General features: G+C 31.2%; 24 protein-coding genes. All 24 read right to left on the minus strand.

What is annotated here, in order from left to right; genetic code table 11:
• Positions 1–51: 51 nt before the first annotated feature.
• On the minus strand, positions 52–4,374 hold the full coding sequence (locus LRR82_RS05185; RefSeq protein ID WP_249030467.1) for a PolC-type DNA polymerase III: 4,323 nt from the start codon (positions 4,372–4,374) through the stop codon (positions 52–54).
• 42 nt (positions 4,375–4,416) lie between these two features.
• On the minus strand, positions 4,417–5,502 hold the full coding sequence (locus tag LRR82_RS05190) for a M50 family metallopeptidase (RefSeq protein WP_249030468.1): 1,086 nt from the start codon (positions 5,500–5,502) through the stop codon (positions 4,417–4,419).
• Between the two features lie 45 nt (positions 5,503–5,547).
• Positions 5,548–6,690 carry a 1-deoxy-D-xylulose-5-phosphate reductoisomerase gene (locus LRR82_RS05195; RefSeq protein ID WP_249030469.1) on the minus strand — a complete coding sequence of 381 codons (1,143 nt, stop codon included), beginning with the start codon at positions 6,688–6,690 and terminating at the stop codon, positions 5,548–5,550.
• Positions 6,691–7,476 (minus strand): phosphatidate cytidylyltransferase, encoded by a 786-nt coding sequence (locus tag LRR82_RS05200; protein ID WP_249030470.1) that lies wholly within the window; start codon positions 7,474–7,476, stop codon positions 6,691–6,693. It abuts the gene before it with no gap.
• Positions 7,476–8,222, minus strand: coding sequence for an isoprenyl transferase (locus LRR82_RS05205; RefSeq protein WP_249030471.1), 747 nt, complete (start codon positions 8,220–8,222; stop codon positions 7,476–7,478). The genes LRR82_RS05200 and LRR82_RS05205 overlap by 1 nt, the downstream gene beginning before the upstream one ends.
• 111 nt (positions 8,223–8,333) lie before the next feature.
• Positions 8,334–8,879 carry a ribosome recycling factor gene (frr, locus tag LRR82_RS05210; RefSeq protein ID WP_249030472.1) on the minus strand — a complete coding sequence of 182 codons (546 nt, stop codon included), beginning with the start codon at positions 8,877–8,879 and terminating at the stop codon, positions 8,334–8,336.
• Complete coding sequence (gene pyrH, locus LRR82_RS05215; protein ID WP_249030473.1) at positions 8,872–9,597, minus strand: UMP kinase; 726 nt, start codon at positions 9,595–9,597, stop codon at positions 8,872–8,874. The genes frr and pyrH overlap by 8 nt, the downstream gene beginning before the upstream one ends.
• A 66-nt stretch (positions 9,598–9,663) precedes the next feature.
• Positions 9,664–10,554 (minus strand): translation elongation factor Ts, encoded by an 891-nt coding sequence (tsf, locus tag LRR82_RS05220; RefSeq protein ID WP_249030474.1) that lies wholly within the window; start codon positions 10,552–10,554, stop codon positions 9,664–9,666.
• Between the two features lie 93 nt (positions 10,555–10,647).
• Positions 10,648–11,481 (minus strand): 30S ribosomal protein S2, encoded by an 834-nt coding sequence (gene rpsB, locus LRR82_RS05225; RefSeq protein ID WP_249030475.1) that lies wholly within the window; start codon positions 11,479–11,481, stop codon positions 10,648–10,650.
• 144 nt (positions 11,482–11,625) lie between these two features.
• Positions 11,626–12,531 (minus strand): tyrosine recombinase XerC, encoded by a 906-nt coding sequence (locus LRR82_RS05230; RefSeq protein ID WP_249030476.1) that lies wholly within the window; start codon positions 12,529–12,531, stop codon positions 11,626–11,628.
• Positions 12,521–13,822, minus strand: a complete 1,302-nt coding sequence (gene trmFO, locus LRR82_RS05235; protein WP_249030477.1) for a methylenetetrahydrofolate--tRNA-(uracil(54)-C(5))-methyltransferase (FADH(2)-oxidizing) TrmFO — start codon at positions 13,820–13,822, stop codon at positions 12,521–12,523. The genes LRR82_RS05230 and trmFO overlap by 11 nt, the downstream gene beginning before the upstream one ends.
• A 41-nt stretch (positions 13,823–13,863) precedes the next feature.
• Positions 13,864–15,951 (minus strand): type I DNA topoisomerase, encoded by a 2,088-nt coding sequence (topA, locus tag LRR82_RS05240; protein ID WP_249030478.1) that lies wholly within the window; start codon positions 15,949–15,951, stop codon positions 13,864–13,866.
• Positions 15,952–16,013: 62 nt separating this feature from the next.
• Positions 16,014–16,775, minus strand: coding sequence for a DNA-processing protein DprA (gene dprA / locus LRR82_RS05245; protein ID WP_249030479.1), 762 nt, complete (start codon positions 16,773–16,775; stop codon positions 16,014–16,016).
• A gap of 61 nt (positions 16,776–16,836) precedes the next feature.
• A complete protein-coding gene (locus LRR82_RS05250; RefSeq protein ID WP_249030480.1) occupies positions 16,837–17,463 on the minus strand; it encodes a ribonuclease HII in 627 nt (208 codons plus the stop codon).
• Complete coding sequence (ylqF, locus tag LRR82_RS05255) at positions 17,433–18,299, minus strand: ribosome biogenesis GTPase YlqF (RefSeq protein WP_249030481.1); 867 nt, start codon at positions 18,297–18,299, stop codon at positions 17,433–17,435. The genes LRR82_RS05250 and ylqF overlap by 31 nt, the downstream gene beginning before the upstream one ends.
• Before the next feature lie 9 nt (positions 18,300–18,308).
• A complete protein-coding gene (lepB, locus tag LRR82_RS05260) occupies positions 18,309–18,854 on the minus strand; it encodes a signal peptidase I (protein WP_249030482.1) in 546 nt (181 codons plus the stop codon).
• Positions 18,855–18,916: 62 nt separating this feature from the next.
• On the minus strand, positions 18,917–19,267 hold the full coding sequence (gene rplS, locus LRR82_RS05265; protein ID WP_249030483.1) for a 50S ribosomal protein L19: 351 nt from the start codon (positions 19,265–19,267) through the stop codon (positions 18,917–18,919).
• Between the two features lie 107 nt (positions 19,268–19,374).
• Positions 19,375–20,094: a tRNA (guanosine(37)-N1)-methyltransferase TrmD gene (gene trmD, locus LRR82_RS05270; RefSeq protein ID WP_249030484.1), complete on the minus strand. Its 720-nt coding sequence runs from the start codon at positions 20,092–20,094 to the stop codon at positions 19,375–19,377.
• Entirely contained in the window at positions 20,084–20,590 is a 507-nt protein-coding gene (gene rimM, locus LRR82_RS05275) for a ribosome maturation factor RimM (protein ID WP_249030485.1), read from the minus strand. Before rimM ends, trmD begins: the two co-directional genes overlap by 11 nt.
• 42 nt (positions 20,591–20,632) lie before the next feature.
• On the minus strand, positions 20,633–20,881 hold the full coding sequence (locus LRR82_RS05280; RefSeq protein ID WP_249030486.1) for a KH domain-containing protein: 249 nt from the start codon (positions 20,879–20,881) through the stop codon (positions 20,633–20,635).
• Positions 20,882–20,883: 2 nt separating this feature from the next.
• Positions 20,884–21,156, minus strand: a complete 273-nt coding sequence (gene rpsP / locus LRR82_RS05285; protein WP_249030487.1) for a 30S ribosomal protein S16 — start codon at positions 21,154–21,156, stop codon at positions 20,884–20,886.
• Positions 21,157–21,287: 131 nt separating this feature from the next.
• Positions 21,288–22,676, minus strand: coding sequence for a signal recognition particle protein (ffh, locus tag LRR82_RS05290; RefSeq protein ID WP_249030488.1), 1,389 nt, complete (start codon positions 22,674–22,676; stop codon positions 21,288–21,290).
• A gap of 10 nt (positions 22,677–22,686) precedes the next feature.
• Positions 22,687–23,016, minus strand: a complete 330-nt coding sequence (gene ylxM / locus LRR82_RS05295) for a YlxM family DNA-binding protein (RefSeq protein WP_249030489.1) — start codon at positions 23,014–23,016, stop codon at positions 22,687–22,689.
• Positions 23,016–23,996, minus strand: coding sequence for a signal recognition particle-docking protein FtsY (ftsY, locus tag LRR82_RS05300; protein WP_249030490.1), 981 nt, complete (start codon positions 23,994–23,996; stop codon positions 23,016–23,018). The genes ylxM and ftsY overlap by 1 nt, the downstream gene beginning before the upstream one ends.
• Positions 23,997–24,004: the final 8 nt, after the last annotated feature.

Here is a 24,004-nt window from a genome sequence, read left to right on the forward strand (position 1 = left end):
TGGATTCTAGTAAAGATATATATATCTTTTATTTAAGAATCCATTATTATTTTAAAACAAACTCAGCTGATTAGTCTCTTGCATATCTTTAAAAACACCCATTGATGTTAGTAACTTAATATGAGAGTTATTTAACTTAGTACGTTTTGTAACATCTTCAATTGATAAGAAAGCTCCATTCTTTCTTGCTTCAATTACAGTATTTGCAACATTCGTACCTAGTGAATCCAATGCTGAAAAAGGTGGTAATATACCAAACTTATCATCAGGATCTAACGTAAAAGAATCAGCAGCAGATTTATCCAAACTAATTGGGTTTAAATGATACCCTCTTTCAAACATTTCTAATACAATTTCTAATACATCCCATAAAGATTCATCTTTATTTGTAGCATCTCTATTTTCTCTAGCAACTACTATTTGTTCACGTCTTTCTAACACAGCTTCTTTCCCACTACACATAGCCTCTAAATCAAAGGCATCACATCTAGTAGAAAAATAAACAGAATAATATTCTCTAGGATAATAAAGTTTCCACCAAGCAACACGAACAGCTGATAATACATAGGCAGCAGCATGTGCTTTCGGGAACATGTATTTAATTTTTTTACATGAATCAATGTACCATTGAGGAACATTATGTTCCTTCATTAATTCTTCATATTTTTTAACAGGGAAGACTTCGGAAGACCTACCCTTTCTTACCACTTCCATGATATCAAACGCAGCTTTATTAGGAAGTCCTTTTTCAATTAAATAAACCATAATATCATCACGACATCCAATTACTTCAGATAAAGTACATGTTTTGTTTTTAATCAACATTTCTGCATTACCTAAATAAACATCTGTACCATGAGAAAGCCCAGAAATAATAACTAAATCATTAAAATCTTTGGGTTGTGTTTGATCTAACATTTGACGAACAAAAGATGTACCAAATTCAGGTAAACCTAAAGCTCCATTTTTACAGTTAATAAATGATAAATCAACACCCATCTCTTTGGTTGAAGTAAATAAACTCATTACTTTTTTATCATTAGTAGGTATCGTTTTAGGATCAACTCCTGTTAAATCTTGTAAAGCACGTATCACTGTAGGATCAACGTGTCCTAGTATATCTAATTTTAATACATTATCATGAATAGCATGGAAATCAAAATGTGTTGTTTTCCATGGAGAATTTAAATCATCTGCAGGAAATTGAACTGGTGTGAAATCATAAACATCCATATCATTAGGTATTACAATAATACCTCCAGGATGTTGTCCAGTCGTTCTTTTAACTCCTTGACATCCTTTTGCAATACGTTCCAGTTCAGCTCCTCTAATAGAATCTTCTCTTCCAGTTAACTCACTATATCCCTTCGCATAACCATAAGCAGTTTTTTCAGCAACCGTTGAAATAGTACCAGCTCTAAATACTTTATCTTCACCAAATAAAACTTTTGTATAATCATGTGCTTTTGATTGGTAAGCACCTGAGAAGTTTAAGTCAATATCTGGCACTTTGTCTGCTTCAAATCCTAAAAAGGTTTCAAAAGGAATATTATGACCTTCTCCTTTAAGTGGTTTCCCACAAACAGGACAATCCTTATTTTCTAAGTCATACCCGTTGGCTACAACCCCTTCTTCCATAAATTCATTATAACCACAACTCAAACAAACATAATGTGGCGGTAATGGATTAACTTCTGTTATTCCAGACATCGTTGCTACAAATGAAGAACCAACAGAACCCCTTGAACCAACTAGATAACCATCATCATTCGATTTTTTTACTAACTTATGAGAAATATAGTATATTACTCCAAAACCATGTTTAATAATATTCCCTAATTCTCTTTCAAGACGTTTTTCTACAATATCAGGTAATTCTTTTCCATATAATGCATGCGCATTATCATAACAAATAGATCGTAGATTTTCATCAGCACCTTCAATAAATGGTGTAAATAATTTATCATGAACCGGTTTTAATTCTTCAATCATGTCGGCTATCAAATTCGTATTTGTAACAACATACTCAAAAGCTTCTTCTTTATCTAAATAATGAAAAGCATCTAACATTTCGGTAGTTGTACGTAAATATTGATTGGGTGTAAAAGCTTTAGGATTCTTACGATCACATAATGGATGTGCTTTTCTACTAATTCCAATTGTTGGATTGGAAATAAAAACATCACGATATATTTTATCTTTTGGATTTAAGAAATGGACATCTCCACTTGCTACAATAATTTTATTTTGATTTTTTGCTTCTTTTATGATTCTTAAAATAGATAGCTTTATTGCTTCCATACTATCTACTTTCCCGCGTTCCACTAAATGATAGTAATCTTCTAATGGTTGAATTTCAATATAATCATAATATGCGATAGCTTCTTTTAAAGACTTATCATTACCATAAAGAGCAATATCAAAAACATCACCTTGATAACAACTACTTCCATATAATAAACCTTCTCGATAAAAATCCAAACGTTCTTTAATAATTAACGCTTCTCTATGGTAATAAACAGTATTCGCTTCTGTTACTATCTTAAATAGATTTTTTAATCCAATTTTATTTTTTGCTAAAATAGTCATATGATTTGGGAAAACATATTTATAAGCTTCCTCACTACTAATAGCTGTAACATCTAATAAGTTAAACTTGTTTTCATCAATCAATTGATAAATCATCATTGTTAGTACATCACCTAATACTTGCGCATCATAATCAGCTCTATGTGCTACTTCATCATCATAAGGCACCTTATATTGACGACATACATTTCCTAAACGATATGATTTCATTGGTTTTAAAATCATTCGTGCTAATGGTAATGTATCAATAACAGGATTTGTTATTTCAGGTTGTCCCATTCGACTAAGATTTTCATTTAAAAAACCAATATCAAATTTCGCATTATGTGCAACTAAAATACAGTCATCAAAGAATTCAAGAATTTTAGGCATAAACTCTTCAATCGTAGGAGCATTTTTTACCATTTCATTAGTAATACTAGTAAGATTACTAATTTTAGTACTTATTTGTTTTTGTGGATTAATAAAAGATTGTAAACGATCTACTACTTCTCCATGACAAATCTTCACTGCCCCAAATTCAGTAACACCATCATGAAATACAGATAACCCTGTTGTTTCTAAGTCAAAAGAAACATAAGTAGCATCTAATAATGAACAATCTTTCGAATTATAAACAATATTCATTTCTGGATTCACAAAATTCAGTTCCACACCATAAATCATCTTTACATCATTTTTAGCACATGCTTGTTGGGCATCTGGGAAAGATTGACAATTCCCATGATCACAAATAGCAATTGCTTTATGACCCCACTTCGCAACAGTTTTTACATAATCACCAATTTCATTAATTCCATCCATTGCAGACATTTTAGAATGTGTATGTAATTCAACGCGTTTTTCTTTTTCATTATCATTACGTTCTTTAGGTGAAGGCATACTTTCTATTTTACGTGCCATAATTGTGTTTTCCCCAGCAAAAGTATCAAATCGAATTTCACCACGAACTTCAACCCATCCTTTTGCTTTTTCCAACACTTTCATTTCTTCTACGCTACATGATCTTTTGTTTTCAAAACGTTTTACAATAATCGAATCTGTATAGTCTGTAATCCATAATGTTTGAATATGGCTACCAGCTTTTGTTTTTATTAAATCTGTTTTAAATATATATCCTCTTACTAATACATTTTTTTCCATCGTACTAGAAGTAATCTCTGATAATAACATTTCAACAGATTTTCCTGCTTGATAATAATTATTTCCTGAAGAACCAGAATATGTTTTTGGTGTTTCATTCTTAGGGATTAAATCAGAAATATCGACTGTCGCTAATTTAACAGACTCCATTTCTTGGGTAGATTGAATATAATCATCATTTTTATCATCAATTTCAAAACTAACTTTTTTATTAATACCAATAATTTGAAACTGAGATTCAATATATTGTTTTGTTTTACAAATCTCTTGATAGTGACTTTTATTTACCGCTTTTATTATTATTTTATCTTTTATTTCTATTGGACAAAAAGTTAAAGAAGGTAAAGTAGGATAATCTGTTTCTAGTTTTTTTAATACATAAGTTAAATAACTATTTATTTCTTCTTCATAATACTCATTTCCATCATTTACAAATTCAAAAGTACAAGGAAATTCAAATTTATAAGCATTTGATAATAATAAAGCAAAATCACAATATGGTAATAAATTAGTAGAATAAATAGTAAAATGAAAGAAGTCTTTTGATCCTACTATTACCCGTTGAAGTGAAGCATCTTTTAATGCTGTCACCTGTTGTTCAATTTCTAGTTGTTTTAATAAAATATCAATCTTATTATTCATTGTATTCCTCCTTAATGTAAAAAAAGGAATACTCTTCCTTTTTTACCCAAAAATCCTTGATAAGTCTTGTACTGTAACAACCAACATTAGTCCTAAAACCAAAGCTAACCCTGCTACTTGTAAAGCATATTTTATTTTTATTGGTAATTCTTTACCAATAACACCTTCAATTAAAGCAAATATCACTTGGCATCCATCTAAGCCAGGAATTGGTAATAGATTAAATATTCCAATATTAATTGATAATAAAGCCATCAATGAAAGAATAGTTGCAATAGAACCAGTTTCCGTTACTTGTGCTGTTATTGTATAAATCCCAGCTGGTCCTGATAATTGGCTAATTGTCTCACTTGAATTAGTTACTAATTCACTAAGTGTATCAAAAATTAATAATGCTGAATCTTGAAAACTCATAAGAGCTATTTTTATTGCATTGCCAAAAGACAAGGAAACATATGCTGGTGTAATTCCTAGTATAAAAGAATCATAGGAACTATCATAAACTATCTTTGAATCAATATTTACTGTTTGACTATCTCTTGTTATTTCTAAAACTATATCTAAATAATCAGGATCTTCTACTTGCAAAGTTTCATTACTAAATAGTGTTTGAATATCACTAAAAGAAGCAATAACATACTCACTTCCTAAAACTGTTATTTTATTAATAACATCGCCTTCTTCTAACCCAGCAATACTTGCTTGTGAATCTTCCGTAATTGTTCCAATTATTGGATTAGTTGATTGCACTTCCGTTGTTGCATAAATACCAATTAATAATGTAATAGCTAGCACAAAGTTCATAAATACACCAGCCAACATAATAACACAACGTTTCCAAGTATGAATTCCTTTTAGTGTTCTCTCTAAAGGGATATCCTTCATCATTTCATTTTCTTCTTGGTCAGCTTCTCCAGCCATGATTACATAACCACCGATAGGGAGTAATCTTAATTGATATTCTGTCTCTCCACGTTTCACACCAATTAACTTAGGACCCATCCCTAATGAAAATTCAGGTGCATAGACACCAAATAATTTAGCAGTTAAAAAGTGTCCTAACTCATGAATAAAAATAATACCACCTATAATTAATATAAAAACAATAATATTTATAATTGTTTGCATTCTTGTACCTTAAAAACAAAAAAGTATTTGTTTTCCTTTCTTTCCTTAAAGAATCTGATTAAATACAAATTCCCTTGTTTCTTTATCAACTTGTATAAGTTGTTCTAAAGAAGGATTTTCAATAGATTGATGATTCTTCATTGCTTTTTCAACCAACTCCTCAATCATCAAAAATTCTATCTTATTTTTTTGAAATAAATCATTTGCAACTTCATTTGCTGCATTTAATACACATGGCATACTTCCACCAGTTCTACCTGCTTGATAAGCTAAATCAAGTGCTTTAAATCTTACTAAGTCAGGTTTTCTAAAGTTCATTGTTGCTACTTTTGCTAAATCTAAACTTGTTGCATTAATGAGTTTTTTTCTAGTAGGATACGTAAAAGCATATTGTATTGGTAAACGCATATCAGGATTCCCTAATTGAGCAATAATAGAAGTATCCACAAATTCAACCATTGAATGAATAATACTTTCAGGATGAATTAACACTTCAATTTGATCATAGTTTAAATCAAACAACCATTTTGCTTCAATCACTTCCAAACCTTTATTAAATAAAGTAGCACTATCAATTGTTATCTTTGCTCCCATAGACCAATTAGGATGATTCAATGCTTGTTCTACAGAAACTCCTATCAATTCTTCCCTTGATTTATCACGGAAACTACCCCCACTACATGTAAGAATAATTTTACGTACATCTTTTTTACTTTCTCCATTCATAGATTGGAAAATAGCAGAATGTTCACTATCAACCGGCAACAAACGAACATTATTTTGTTTTGCTAAATCACAAATAATATGTCCAGCAACTACCAATGTTTCTTTGTTAGCAAGTGCGATATCTTTTTTTGCTTTTATTGCTTCAATCGTTGGTAATAACCCAGCAAAACCTACAATTGCATTTAAAACAATATCAACATCAGGTAATTTAGCAATATATTCTAACCCCTCATTACCAAAATAGAAATTACGATCTGGATATTTCTCTTTTAAATAATCACAATCTTCTTTCTTAATAACACAAATATGCTTAACAGGTAACAAAGTTAAAATTTCTTCCACTTTTGAAATGTTTTTTCCTGCAGACATAGCTTCAATTACAAACTCTGGGTGATGTAAACATACATCCACGCATTGCAAACCTATCGAACCAGTTACTCCAAGAACAGTGATTTTTTTCATTTATACTACCCCCGCAATTAACATAAATAGTGCCATAATAATAGCGTTATATAATAAACTATCTAATCTATCTAACACCCCACCATGACCTGGTAATAATTGAGAATAATCTTTGACATCAAAACGTCTTTTAATAGCACTAAAAATCAAATCCCCTATTTGACTAGTAAAAGTTAAAATAACACAAGCAGTAATTAATAAAGGGTATTGATTTAAAATTCCTGTATAAATACCATATAAGATAGCTAGTGCAGATCCTAAAACAATCCCACCAATAGAACCTTCTACTGTTTTTTTAGGAGAAAGTCTTGGTATTAATTTATTCTTACCAAAGAAATAACCTGTAAAATAAGCTCCTACATCACTACCATAAGTTGCAATCGTTACTAATAACAAATATTCTATACCAAACTTGAATAGAATAATACATAATATATGAAAAGCACATCCAATTAGTACTCCCACACTAATAATATAACCAACACGATTTACCGTTAGTTCTTCATCAAAAATACAAGCTCCAAAGATAATAACAGAATAAAGTAAAATTGGAAGTGAACTAATAAAAATAGCGTTTTGTTCAAAATAACAACAATATCCAAAAAAACAAAAAACGACAGGATATAAATAATATTTTAGTTTTGGTTTTGAGCAAATATGCAATAATTCATAAGATGCCATACCAATTGTTAAAACTGTTAAAATTTGAAAAGGTACTCCTTGAAAGTAAACCGCAGGGACAACTAAAACAGCTAAAATAAAAGCTGTAATTATTCTTTGTTTCATTATTTTAAACCTCCAAATCTACGATCTCTATTTTGATATAGCCAAATACATTCATATAATTCTTGTTCATCAAAATCAGGCCAATAAGCATCTGTAAAAATAAATTCAGCATACGCTAATTGCCATAATAAAAAATTAGAAAGGCGTTGTTCCCCACTTGTACGAACCATTAGTTCAATAGCTGGTAATCCATCCGTCATTAAATAGGACTCAAAAAGAGATTCATTAATAGATTGAATATCTTGTTTACCATCGATACAGTCCTGTACTAAATTTTTAGTAGCATGAATAATTTCATCACGACCCCCATAAATAAAAGCAAAACAAAGCTTTAAACCTGTATTCATCTTTGTTTGTTCCATCGCACTTTTAATAATATTTTGTGTTGCTTCTGGTGCTAATTCAAGATGACCAATCATACATACCTGTACATTGTTATCAATTAATTCTTGAAGATACAACTGAAAGAACTCTTTTGGTAATTTGAAAATAAAATTAACTTCACTTTCAGGACGTGCAAAGTTTTCGGTAGAAAAAGCATAAATAGTCATTGCTTGGACTCCTAATTTATTTGCCTCTAAAGCAATTTTACGAATTGTTTTTGTTCCTTCATGATGACCAAATGTTCTAGGCATATTTCTTTTTTTAGCCCATCTTCCATTTCCATCCATAATAAAAGCAATGTGACGAGGAATGTTTGTTAAATCAATATCTTTAATTGTTTTTTGTTTGTTTCTTTTTAGCATAATCTCCTCCGCTAACTAACCTACATTATAGCATAACCACTCCACTTCAACAACACTTTTAAAACATTGATAGTAAGCAAAAAAAAGGTCTAGACTAGACCTTTTAGAGAGTTAAACAGTTAAGATTTCTTTTTCTTTTACTTTACCGATTTCATCAATTTCTTTTACAAATTTATCAGTTAATTTTTGAATTTTATCTTGTCCATCTTTTATTTCATCTTCACTTGCTTCTACTTTTTTAATGTCATCATTGCAATCACGACGAATATTACGGACAGCAATTTTTGCATGCTCTGCAAATTTCCATACATTTTTCGCAAATTCTTTACGACGTTCTTCAGTTAAAGCAGGTACATTAATACGAATTACTTCCCCATCATTTTGAGGAGTTAAACCTAAATTAGCTTCATAAATACCACGTTCAATATCACCAACTGTTGAACGATCATAAGGTTTAATTAACAATTGTCTACCTTCTACTACAGAAACACCTGCCATTTGATTGATTGGTGTAGGTGATCCATAATACATCACTGAAACACGATCAAGCATAGAAGGATTAGCTCTACCTGTACGAATAGTCGCTAAATCTCTTTGATAAGATTCAATCGCTTTCATCATTCTTTCATTAGCATCTTCTAAAATCATATTAATCATTTTTTAGTCCTCCTGAAATTGTAGTTCCTATTACAACACCTTCACAAGCTTTTGCAATATTCCCTCTTTCTGCCATATTAAATACACATAAATCAATATTATTATCTTTACATAAAGTAATTGCTGTTTGATCCATAATTTTTAAATCTTTAGTCAAAACATCATGATATGTAATACTATCAAAACGTTGTGCATTAGGATCTAATTTAGGATCAGCTGAATAAACACCATCTACCCCATTTTTTGCCATCAAAATAACATCAGCTTGAATCTCTGCAGCACGAAGTGCAGCAGTAGTATCTGTTGTAAAGAAAGGATTCCCTGTACCAGCACCAAAAATAACAACACGTCCTTTTTCTAAGTGACGTACAGCACGACGACGAATATAAGGTTCGGCAACTTGTCTCATTTCAATTGCTGATAATACTCTAGTAGGAACTCCAATAGCTTCTAAAGCGTTTTGAACAGCTAAACCATTCATTACCGTAGCAAGCATTCCCATATAATCAGCACTTGAACGATCCATACCCATATCAGCACCAATTTTTCCACGCCAAATATTTCCACCACCACAAACAATAGCTATTTCACAACCTGTATCTACAGCATCTTTAATTTGGTGAGCAACATCAGCAACTGTTGTAGCATCGATTCCCATTTTTTGGTCTCCTGCCAGTGCTTCTCCACTTAATTTTAATAATACTCGATTATATCGCATATATTTCTCCTTATTATATTTTAAATTTTATAATAAAGAGGACACAATAAAAGCGTCCTCTAGTTTTTATCCACGCATTTGTTGCGCTACTTCTTCAGCAAAGTTTTCTTGTTTCTTTTCAATTCCTTCACCAACTTGGTAACGAGCGATAGAAACAATAGTTCCAGTTCCTACAAATTGAGCTACAGTTACATCAGGGTTTTTGATGAATTCTTGATCAACTAAACACATTTCTTTTAAGTTTTTGTTTAATCTACCTTCTACCATTTTTTCAATAATGTTTTCTGGTTTAGGTTTTGCACTATTTGCATTTTCTTCTAATGCTTGTGCTCTTAATACATGTAATTCTCTGTCTAATACATCAGCAGGGATAGAAGTTCTATCAATGTATTTTGGAGCAGAAGCTGCAACATGCATTGCGATATCTCTTGCTACTTCTTCACTGCTTCCATCTAATAATACAACAGCTGACATTTTACCACCCATATGAGAATAAGCTCCAAATGATTGAGTATCAGTTTTTGTATAAATTTCAAATCTTCTAACAGATAATTTTTCTCCAATTTTACCACTTGTTTCTGCAACAACAGTTTCAAGGCTTTTTCCATTAACATCAATAGCTAATGCTTCTTCTAAAGTAGTTACTTCTGTATTTAAAACTGTGTTAGCAACTAATTTAACTAATTCTTGGAATTCTCCATTTTTTGCAACAAAATCAGTTTCAGAGTTAACTTCAACTAATACTGCTTTGTTTCCTTCGATAACGAAAGATGTTAATCCTTCAGCAGCAATACGATCTGCTTTTTTAGCAGCGTTTGCGATACCTTTTTCTCTTAACCAGTCGAAAGATGCTTCGATGTTTCCATCATTTGCTTCTAAAGCTTTTTTACAATCCATCATTCCGGCACCAGTTTTTTCACGTAATTCTTTTACTAAACTTGCACTAATAGTAGCCATTTTTAATTTTCTCCTTTTATTTTTATATAAAAGGGAGACGTTGCCTCCCTTATTGATAACAAATTTCTTTCATTCAGTTCAGTCGACGAAATATTATTTTGTGTTTCTATCGTAATTTCTATGAGGTCTAGCATTTTTGTTTCTAGGTCCTCTATTTCTTTGTGCGTTATTTTCTACTGAAGTTACAGCATCAGTCATAGTTACTTCTTTGTCATCTTCATCTTTCATATACGCAACAGTTAATGGTTCATTTTTTGATTCACAAACTGCATCAGCCATAACAGCAACGATTAATTTAACCGCTCTAATAGCATCATCATTTGCAGGGATTACATAATCCACTTCATCAGGATCACAGTTAGTATCTACAATACCAAATACAGGGATTCCTAAGATTTTAGCTTCTGCAACAGCATTGTGTTCAGCTTTAGGATCTACAACAAATAAAGCACTTGGGATTTTTTTCATATCTTTAATCCCACCTAAGTTTTTCTCTAATTTAGCGGCTTCTTTTCTCATTAAGATAGCTTCTTTTTTAGTGAATAAATCTAAAGTTCCATCTGCTTCCATTTTTTCTAAATCTTTTAATCTTTTAATTCTTTTTTGAATTGTTTTGAAGTTTGTTAAAGTTCCTCCTAACCAACGAGAGTTAACATAGAAACTTCCTGAACGGATTGCTTCTTCTTTAACAGCTTCTTGTGCTTGTTTTTTAGTACCAACAAATAATACTTTTCCACCTTTAGCAGCGATTTCAGTCATTGCTTTATAAGCTTCATCAATTTTTTTAGATGATTTTTGTAAATCAATAATGTAAATCCCATTTCTTGATGTAAAGATATATGGAGCCATTTTCGGATTCCATCTTTTTGTTTGGTGACCAAAGTGTACACCTACTTCTAATAATTTTTTCATTGAAATTACTGACATTCGTAACTTCCTCCTTCGTTTTTTCCTCCATTGTTTCGAACATATCCCACCATTTCTGGCACTTGAAATATGAATCCGCAATGTGTGTATTTTATAATACCTCAAGTATTTTAGCACAAACTAGTATATCTTTCAATCTTTTTTTTATTTATTACCATGAATTCTTGGATGCGTATGATCATAGACTGCTTGTAATTGCTCTTTTGAGACATGGGTATAAATTTGAGTCGTACTTAAATGCTCATGACCTAATAATAATTGGACCATTCGAATATCTGCACCCCCACTTAATAAGTGTGTTGCAAAAGAATGTCGAAAAGTATGAGGATGAATCTTTTTAGTAGCATCATATTGATAACAAATACGATCAACTATATTTTGAACTCCTCTATTTGTTAGCTTTGTACCATTTTTATTAACAAAGAAGAAACCATGTTCTTCTTGATTCTTAATTAAAATAATCCGTGCTTCTAAATACTCCTGCATACATTTCCCTGCAAATTCATGAAAAGGAACAATTCTTTCCTTATTCCCCTTCCCCATTACCTTTAGATCAAGATTATCATAATCAATGTCTTTCAATTTTAGATTAACAACTTCACCACATCGTAATCCTGAGGCATACATTAATTCTAACATTGCTTTATTTCTTTTATCTAAAGGTGTTACACAATCAATACTATCTAATAATTCTACCATTTCTTCGGGATATAAAAAATCAGGATTTCTTTTAGGTTCACTTTGTGCTTTTATTAAAAGAAAAGGATTATCCTCAACAATATTCATTTTTAATAAATAACTATAAAAGCTTCTAAGACTACTTAACTTATGATTAATAGAAGACTTTGATAAATGAGATTGGTGTAAATAGACCAAATATCCTCTAACAATTGGATAACTTATTTCTTTATAAGAAGAAATCTCTTCTATTAATAAATAATTTGTAAAATGTTGTATTTCTGTAGCATAAGATAGAATCGTATTAGTAGAATACATTTTTTGGAATTTTAAATACTCTAAATACTTAGTAGAACAAGAACTAAAGTTCATTTTCCTTAACATACAATTCCATGCAATCAATTGCACGTTTCGCATATTCTTCTTTTCTTAATTTCTTTTTCACACGTACAGCTAAATCAGGTAAAATTCCAAAATTTGCTTTCATTGGTTGGAAATCCTCTTGACTCGCATTTGTAATATAGTGACTTAAAGCCCCCATCACTGTTTCTCTAGGGAATTCCAATAATTCTTTTCCTTCTAATAAACGAACCATATTTAAACCAGCAACCATCCCACTTTGAGCAGATTCAACATAACCTTCAACGCCTGTTAATTGTCCTGCAAAAAATAATGGAGATTGGTCAACATACTGATATGTTGCTTTTAAATGTTTTGGAGAACAAATAAAACTATTACGATGCATCACTCCATAACGGACAAATTCAGCATTTTGAAGTCCAGGAATCATTTGAATAATTCTTTTTTGTTCAGGCCATGTTAAGTGTGTTTGGAAGCCAACAATATTGTAAAGTGTTGCTTGGACATTATCTTGTCTTAATTGAACAACAGCATATGGCCTTTTGCCATCTGGCGTCATTAACCCAACTGGTTTCATTGGTCCAAATAACAATGTTTGGTTCCCACGTCGTGCCATTTCTTCAAAAGGCATACACCCTTCAAAAAACTTTTCTTCAAAATCTTTGGGTTTTACAACCTCTGCTTGAATAAGTGCTTCATAAAATGCATCAAACTCATCTTTATCCATTGGACAATTAATATACTCATTATCACCTTTATCATATCTTGATTTATAATAAGCAATTGAAAAATCAATACTATCTTTTGTAAGAATTGGTGCTGCTGCATCAAAGAAGTAAAAATATTCTTCTCCTAATTTGGAAGCAATATCTTTTGCAAGAGCATCATCTGTTAATGGACCAGATGCAATAATCGTTGGTCCTTCTGGAATTTTTTCAACTACTTCTTCCACCACTTCTACTAAAGGATGAGATTTAACAAACTCTGTTACGGCTTTCGAAAAGCCATCTCTATCAACTGCCAAAGCACCACCAGCAGGAACGCTATGTAATCTTGCATATTTAATAATAACGCTATCTAACATTTCCATTTCTGCTTTTAAAACACCTACTGCATTACCAATCCCATCTGCACGCAAAGAATTAGAACATACTAATTCTGCAAAATCACCTGTATGATGTGCTGGCGTCATTTTTTTAGGACGCATTTCGTATAAACGTACACGATATCCTTTTTTTACTAATTGATTTGTAGCTTCTACGCCGGCTAACCCCGCGCCTACAACATTTACTATTTCTTTCATTTTATCACCATCCATATTTTATCAAAAAAACAAGCTTATTTCTAGGCTTGTTTTTCTTTAATAATTGTCTTGCATTTAGGATAATCGCTACATGCTTTGAAATCACCCCAACGGCCTTTTTTAATTACAATCGGTTTACCACAGTTCGGACATTTTTCATCCGTCATTACTGGTTCTTCCTTTTGTCTAGAATTTTTAATATATTTGCATTCTGGATAATTAGAACATGCTTCAAACTTACCAAAACGACCTGTTTTCCAAATCATTTTACTATTACATTTTGGACATGTTTCTCCAGTTTCTTCGATTACTACAGGATCTTTTTTAATATATTTACACTCAGGGAAGTTTCCACAAGCAACAAATACACCATAACGACCTTTTCTTTCCACTAAATCATGCCCACACTCAGGACATATTTCACCTGTTTTTTTAGGTGCTATCGTTTCCATTTTTTCATAAGCATTATCCAATAATGGTTGGAATGTATCCAAGAAAGCCTGCAATGCTTCTACATAGCTATCTTTTCCTCCAGCAATTTCATCTAACTCATTTTCCATGCTAGCTGTATATTCTACATTAATAATTTCATTGAAATATTCAGTTAAACGATCACTAGTTAAAACTCCATCTTCTGTTGGTTTAAATGCTTTATCTTCAACAATAACATAATTACGTGTTTGAATTGTATCAATAATACTTGCATACGTACTCGGTCTACCAATACCTAATTCTTCTAAAGTACGAATTAATTTAGCTTCTGAATAACGTGCTGGTGGTTTTGTAAAGTGTTGTGTTTTTTCGATTTTTTCACTAGCTAAAATTTGATCTTGTTGTAATTTTGGTAAATATTCGTTGTTTTGTTTTTCATAATCACGATATACTCTTAAATAACCATCAAATTTAATGATTGATCCACTAGCACTAAATTGATATCCGTTATTCCCTAAAACAAGACTTGTAGCATCAAATTTTGCAGCAGCCATCAAGGAAGCTATCGTTCTAGCATAGATCATGCTATATAATTTAAACTCTTCTGGTTTTAAGAACTCTTTCATACTAGCAGGAGTTCTTTTGATACTAGTAGGACGAATTGCTTCATGAGCATCTTGAACATTTTCTGTTTTCTTTTTCGTTTTTACTTTTCCACAATAATCTTTACCATATACTGTTTCAATATATTCTAATGCTTCTTCTACAAAACTTTCTGCTAAACGAACTGAATCTGTACGCATATAAGTAATTAAACCAACTGTTTCAGATTCTAAAGTAACCCCTTCATATAGACGTTGGGCAATAGACATTGTTCTTCTAGCTTTAAAACCTAATTTAGAAGATGCTTCTTGTTGCATGGAAGATGTAATGAATGGTGCTTTTGATTCTCTTTTCTTTTCAGTAGTTTTTATACTTTCCACTTGGAAATTAGGATTTAATGCTTCAAATACCTTTAAAGCATCTTCTCCATTTGTTATTTCTAATTTCTTATTATTATATTTAGTTAACTCTGCACTAAATTCAATATCTTGTTCTATAAAATCAGCTTTTACTTTCCAATATTCTTCTGGTATAAATGCTTGAATCTCTCTTTCTTTTTCAACAATCAAACGTAAAACAACAGATTGAACACGTCCTGCTGATTTTGATTTAATTTTCTTTTGTAATAATTTAGATAACTTAAATCCAATAATACGATCTAAAACACGTCGTGTTTCTTGAGATTTTACTAAGTCTTGATCAATTTTACGGGGATTTTTCAATGCTTCAACAACTGCTGTTTTTGTAATTTCATTAAAAACAACACGATTTGCTTTATCCATATCAACATCTAATACTTGTGCTAAATGCCATGAAATAGCTTCTCCTTCACGGTCAGGGTCAGTTGCCAAATAAACTTCACTAGCATCTTTCACTACTTTCTTTAATTCTTTTACTACATCCTTTTTTTCTTTCGAAACAACATACTTTGGCTCAAAAGAGTTTTCTATATCAATTCCTAATCCTTCTTTTCCACTAGTTGATAAGTCTCTTATATGCCCTTTAGATGAAGTAACTACAAAGTCACTACCTAAATAATTTTCAATTGTTTTTGATTTGGAAGGCGATTCCACTATAACTACTTTTTTACTCATTTACATTTCCTCCTCATTTATTTGTTATTATTAGTGTTTTTATTTCATTTGTCAATGTTTTTTTATCCATCAAAGATATCTTGGACACAATTAACTAATTTTGCCCCTTGTTGAATTAAAATATTACACCCTATATTTTCATCAATATTACTTGGTACAGCAAAGATATCCTTTCCTTGTTCCAAAGCATGACCAACCGTAATCATGGTACCACTTCTTTCACGGGCCTCACAAACCAACAAGGAACTACAAAGCCCCGCTATAATTCGGTTTCGTTTTGGAAAATTATCTTTTTGTGGTACTGTGCTCCCGGGGTATTCGCTGATAATCAAATGATTATCTTTCATACTTTCATAAATATCTCGATTTCTTTTGGGATAACAATAGTCAATACCACTACCTAATATAGCTACTGTTTTACCAAAATTATTTAAAGATGTCCGATGTGCTATTGCATCAATTCCTAAGGCCATACCACTAACTATTGTATAGTTTTCATAAATTAAGTTTTTTACTAATCGATTTGTAATACTCTTACCATACTCACTTGGGACTCTCATTCCAATTACTCCTATGCATTTTTCATCTAATAACTTTAAGTTTCCATAATAAAACAAAACAAATGGTGGATACTTAATAAATTTAAGAGATTCAGGATAATCATCAGAAACAATGGTTGTATACTTTGCTTGATTTGTCTTCATCAACAAATCAAATTCCTCTTGATCTACAGTCTCCTGTTTATCAAGAGCATTATAAATTAGTTGAAAATCTCCTAAGTATTTAATTGAAAAAAAAGCTAATATTTCTTCTATTTTATGCATCTTATTCACCTCATTAAGATATACATAAAATAAATCAATATTACTTTAAAAAAAAAGAAAATCAAATATCAAAAGATAATTGTTTTTCCATTCTCATTAAAACTGGTTTAAAAGATTTACGATGAATTGGAGTTACTCCAAATTCATCTAAAGCTTGTATATGTTTTTTTGTTACGTACCCTTTGTGACTAGCAAAACCATATTCAGGATAGGTTTTATCGTGTTCTTCCATCATGCGATCACGAGTTACTTTTGCAAGAATACTTGCTCCTGCAATCGATATCGATAATTGATCCCCTTTTATAATAGATAGATGATCAAGGTAATGCAAAGGCATTGCATCCGTTAATGCAAATAACCCTTCACATTGTAATGCTTGAACACATTTTTCCATCCCTATTTTACTTGCTTGATAGACATTTAGTTTATCAACATCTGCGACACTGATAACTTCAATATGATAAGCTATGGCATTATCACAAATAAAACTGAATAACTCGTCTCTTTTTTTCTTAGTAAGTTTCTTAGAATCATTGATTCTTTCATCGTAAAAATGCTTTGGAAAGATAACTCCAGCAACAACTAATTCACCTGCCATAGGACCTCTACCAGCCTCATCTAACCCTATAATAGCTTGATATCCTTTGGCATAATATTCTAATTCGTACTGGTTTCTGGGCGTTCCCATGTTATTTTCCCTAAACTTCCATCAAAAATTTCATTATAAAACAATTCTAAAACACGATCATAATCAGTATATCCACGAACTTGTTTGATTTTACGATTTTTTGCAATATCTTCAAATAACGGTTCAATCCAATCTGAATCTAAATCAATAGTTACTTGATACCTATCTTCAACCCTACCAGGATAATTTTTCACTAAATACTCAACCGCATAAATAAATAACTCATCTAAAGGTAAAATTTGTTGTTTAATAGATCCAATTAAAGCAATATTTCGGGCAATTTGAATATCATCAAAACGTGGCCATAAAACACCTGGTGTATCAAACAATTCAAAATCTTTATCCACACGAATTAACTGTTGTGCCTTTGTAACACCTGGACGATTTCCAGTTATTGTTGCTTTACGTTTCGCTAATCGATTGATAAAAGTAGATTTTCCAACATTTGGAATACCTAAAACCATCGCACGCATGGCACGAGGACGAAGCCCTTTTGCAGCTTCTTTTGCCATTTTTTCGGCTAAAATTTCTTTACATATTTTAATAATTAATTGATGTTCATTAAAGTTTTTTAAGTTTACACAAATAGCATAATATCCTAAAGATCGATAATATTCTAACCATTGATTTGTGATACGTTCATCACTCAAATCTTTTTTTGTCATTACAATAAGTCTTGGCTTATTATTAATAATCTCATCGAACATCGGATTTTTAGATGCTTTTGGTGCTCTAGAATCAACTAGTTCCACAACTATATCAATTAATTTTATTTTCTCACTTATTTCCCTTCTAGCTTTTGCCATATGTCCAGGAAACCAATGTATTTGACTCATAAAAACCTCCTAATCTATCCACTCCATATTAGAAAATGGATATACAATAATTCCACCCTTCCCTAGTATTTCTTCACTAGAGACAGCGCCTATACTTCTAGAATCCGTAGAATTCAAACGATTATCACCTAAAACAAAATATTCATCTTCTTCTAAAGTAATAGAAAAATCATTTGTAAAATTAGTTGCATTGTATAGCTCTATCGACTCAGTTATATAATCTATATCCAAAAAATCTTCCGCATAAATAACCCCATCCACAAATAAAACATCATCAATATATTCTATTTTTTCACCAGGTAAACCAATGATTCTTTTTACTATATACTTATCTAAAACAGTACTATCTACAACCACAATATCAAATCGTTCAATATCTTCACTCGCATGCCATATTTGTATCAATCCCACATCACCATCATTCATTGTTGGATACATAGAATCACCCACTACATTAACTAAACGAAAAACAAAATGAAATAACAAAAAAGTGAATCCGAAAATAAGTACATATTCTATAATTATTCGTATTGTTTTTTTACGTTTTCTTTCCATAAAATCACCACCTTTATCTATTATTGCATAAAGTTAAAAAAAAAGAAATGGAAATCCATTTCTTATTTTCTAATTTCTTTAATTCTTGCAGCTTTTCCTGATAATCCACGTAAGTAGTTTAATTTAGCTCTACGAACTTTACCAACTTTAGTTACTTCGATACGATCGATGATTGGACTATGTACTGGGAAGATTCTTTCTACACCTACTGAGTAAGAGATTTTTCTTACTGTAAATGTTTCAGAGATTCCAGCTCCGTTTCTTGAGATACATACACCTTCAAATAACTGAATACGGTGTTTGTCACCTTCTTTAATTTTTACGTAAACTTTTAAAGAATCTCCAGCTTTGAATAAAGGGATATCTTTTTTTAATTGTTGTTTCGTAATTTCATTTACTAATCCTAAGTTCATTATAATTTCTCCTTTATATAGATTTGTCTTGGGAGCTCTTAGTGATAACCAGCGGAACCCTTGCGCCTTTTACAGACCTAAATATAATAGCACATTTAAAATATTAATCAATCTTTTTTTGTTATTTTTTCTAAAAAAACTTTGTCTTCTTGAGTTAATGGATAATTTTCTAATAAATCAGGCCTTCTTAGATATGTTTTTTTCAATGACTGTTGATGACGCCATTGTTGAATATTAGCGTGATGTCCACTAATTAAAATATCTGGCACTACGTTACCATCATATTCAAAAGGTCTTGTATATTGAGGACATTCTAATAAACCATTGCTAAAAGAATCATCAATATGACTATCCTCTTTAATAGCTCCATCTAACAAACGAATAATCGCATCACTAACAACCATAGACCCTAATTCTCCGCCTGTTAAAACATAATCACCTATCGATATTTCTACATCAACATAGTCTCGAATACGCTCATCAAAGCCCTCATAATGACCACATAATATAATCAAATGCTTTGATAAAGAAAAGTTTGAAGCTAGTTCTTGGCAAAAAGGAACTCCTTGAGGTGACATTAAAATAATGGTACTCTCAGGTGTTGTAAGAGACTTTAAACAATCTAAGATAGGTTGACATGTTAAAACCATTCCCTGTCCACCACCATATGGATAATCATCTACCTTTTGATGTTTATTTAGAGAAAAATCTCGAAAGTTATGAACATTCACTTCCACTAATCCTTTATCAATTGTTCTTTTAATAATAGATGTTTCCAAAAAACCTAGGAACATTTCTGGAAAAAGAGACAATATATCAATCTTCATCGATCATTCCCTCTAATAATTCTACAACTATTTTATTATTATCAATATCTTCTTCTAAAATAAATGCATCTACATAAGGTATCATTAATCTTTTATTATGATATTCAACTACTAATACATCATGTCTTCCATTATCAATAACCTCTATAACTGATCCTAGAACATTATCTTTATAAATAATTTGTGCTCCAATAATATCATCTAAAAAATATTCTTCTTTGTCTAGTTCAACTTTAGCTTTATCAAAAAAAACAGGACATCCAATATATTTTTCCACTAAATTAATATCTAAATGATCTTTAAAAGCAACTAAATAATTAGTTTTATGAAATCTTTTACTAGCAATAGTAAAAGGCATTGTTTGTTTATTATACTGTAAATAAATAGTTTGTCCTACAACTAAAGCATCATCAACAAAATCACTTTTACTACGGATTTTAACTTCTCCTTTTAAAGCATGACAACCAACTATTTTCCCTATTTTTATCTTTTCCATCTTATCCTCCTATATAATAAAAGATGTGCTTTGCACATCTAATTATTCGTACGATTCAAATTTAATATCAATTCTTTTATTGGACATACGACCCGAAACAGACATTAATTGTCGAATAGAATTAGCCATAACACCTTTTCTACCGATTAATTTAGCAAGATCATCTTTGCCACAATATAAGTGTAAAACTACTGTATCTTCATCTAAAGAAGTCATTTCACGTACTTTTAATTGGTCCTTATCATCAACAAGCTCAATTGCAATATCATATAATGTCTTTGAAAAGTCCATGATTATTTACCTAATTTAGAATCAGTGAATTTTTTCATGATACCTTGACTTGATAATAAGTTTTTAACTGTATCAGATGGTTGTGCACCTTTGCTTAACCATTTTAAAACTTCTTCTTCTTTTACAGTAACTTGTGCAGGTGTAGTAGTTGGGTTATAAGTTCCTAACATTTCAATGAATCTACCATCTCTTGGTGATCTTGAATCAGCTGCAACAATTCTATAGAAAGGTGCTTTTTTAGCTCCCATTCTGATTAAACGTAATTTAACTGCCATTTGTAATTCCTCCTATTTCTTTTTAGTACTCGTCTATAGTAACATGCTAAAAAAAGAGTGTCAAGCTTTTTTGCTTAACACCTTTATATATTTTTTAAACTTATCAACCATATACTTCTCTTTTTCATAAATTATTTCTTTTTCTTTTTATGACGAACTTTCTTACGATTAGGATCTGGACGATTTGGATTATATGACTTCCCTGGCATACCTGTATTAGGATTCATATTTGCTAAACCTTTCATCATCTTTTTAGATTCTTCAAATTGTTTTATTAAACGATTTACATCCGCAATATTTTTACCACACCCTTTAGCGATTCTCTCTTTTCTAGAGGTAGTTAAAATATCAGGTGTTCTTCTTTCTTGAGGAGTCATCGAATAAATAATAGATTCTGTCATTTTTATTTTACGATCAGATTCTTCATCATCGATTTGTGGCATGTTATTAGCCATTCCAGGCATCATTTTTAAAATACCAGATAATGAACCCAATTTACGAACTTGTTGCATTTGAGCTAACATATCATCTAATCCAAAAATACCTTGTTGCATACGTCTAAACGTAGCCATTGTATCCTTTTCATCATAAACATCTTGTACCTTTTCAACTAATGAGACAACATCCCCCATCCCTAAAATACGAGTAGCCATACGATCTGGATAGAATAGTTCTAATTGATCTAATTTTTCACCAGTACCAATAAATTTAATTGGTACCCCTGTAATATGACGAATTGATAATGCTCCCCCACCACGAGAATCACCATCCAACTTTGTAAGAACAGCACCTGTTAAAGATAATGCTTTATTAAAACCATCTGCTACAGTAACAATATCTTGCCCTGTTAAAGCATCTACTACAAGTAAAATATCGGTAGGTTTGGCAATTTCTTTAATATCACGTAACTCATTCATTAACGTTTCATCAATATGTAAACGACCAGCAGTATCGATCATGACAACGTCATGATTGTATTGTTTTGCAAAAGCCATTGCTTCGCTAACAATTTGTTGGGCAGGATATTCTGTTCCTTTTTCAAAAACAGGAATATTTAGTTGTTCTCCTAGTACTTTTAATTGGTCCACGGCAGCAGGACGATAAATATCAGCGGCAACTAATAAAGGTCGCTTTGCTTCTTTACTAGCAAGCATGTTTGCAATCTTACCAGTTGATGTCGTTTTCCCAGACCCTTGTAAACCAACCATCATAATTACATTAGGATTATTGTTCAATGAAAGTGTAGAAACTTCCGTTCCTAATAATTTTACTAATTCATCATTTACAATCTTAACAACTAATTGTCCTGGCTTTAAAGAACCTAAAACATCTTGTCCTAAAGCTAATTCTTTCGTATTTGCAATAAATTCTTTTACTACTTGGAAGTTAACATCCGCTTCTAATAACGCTAATCGGATCTCCGATAACATTTCCTCCATATTCGCTTCTGTTAAACGTCCTTGACCAGAAACTTTTTTTAATGTCGTTGACAAACGACTTGATAATGATTCAAAAGCCATAGTATTCCTCCTAAATATCGCGTAACATCTTCAAATATGCATCCATACTAGAAGTGTCTTTATTTTCTAAATCTTCAATTTGATCAATTAACTTTTGTCTTTCTATGTGTTTTTGTAGCAAACCGAGTTTCGTTTCATATTTTTCTAAAGAATGAACTGCTTTTTTTAAATTATCAAATACAGCATTTCGGCTAACTCCAAATTCATCCGCAATTTCTCCTAAAGATAAATCTTGATTATAATAGAAATCTAAATATACTCTTTGTTTATCAGTCAATAACTCTTCGTAACAATCCATTAACAAATTAACTCGTTGTTTCTTTTCTAAATTATTTTCCATTACTCAACTAATCCTTTACACAAACCATAAATATACTGTTCTAAATCAAATTCTTGTAAATCCTCTAATTGTTCTCCTAAACCAACAAATTTCACTGGTATATTAAGTGCGTCCTTAATAGATAAAACAATCCCACCTTTCGCAGTCCCATCCATCTTTGTAAGAACTAATCCTGTAACATCCGTAATTTTTGAAAATTCAGTTGCTTGACTAACCCCATTTTGTCCTGTTGTTGCATCAATCACCAACAATGTTTCATGAGGTCCATCAGGATAACTACGTTTAATAATACGATGCATTTTCTCTAATTCATTCATTAGATTTACTTTGTTTTGTAATCTTCCTGCAGTATCACAAATCAGAACATCAACTTCTTTTTGCTTTGCCACTTCAAGTGCATCATATACCACGGCACAAGGATCTCCACCTTCTTTGCCTTTTACAATATCTACACCGACACGTTTTGCCCAAACATCAAGTTGGTTAATAGCTCCAGCTCTAAAAGTATCTCCAGCTGCAACTAATACCTTTTTCCCTTCTAAATTCACCATTCTACTAGCAAGTTTTGCAATAGTCGTTGTTTTACCAGCACCATTGACACCAACCATTAAAACAATAGTTGGACCATCTTGATTGTAGTTTATTTTTGTTGACATAACTGAATCATTGGCATAAATAACAAACATTTTATCAACAATGATTTCATTAATATAACTTGGGTCTTGAATATTTTGAATACGTACTTCATTCTTTATTTCACCAACGATTTTTAAAACCATCTCTACACCAACATCCGCCATAATTAAAATATTTTCTAACTCTTCAAAATAATCGTCATTAATAACACGATAACGAGCTGCTAATTCATTAATTCTGTTGGAAAAAGAATTATTTGCTTTATCTAAACCAGCAACATATTTCTCATTTTGTTTGGTTGATACACCTACCAATTTTTCTTTAATTTGTTTGAAAAAACCCATTATCATTC

Source organism: Tannockella kyphosi, assembly GCF_021054785.1.
GTDB lineage: Bacteria > Bacillota_I > Bacilli_A > Erysipelotrichales > Coprobacillaceae > Tannockella > Tannockella kyphosi.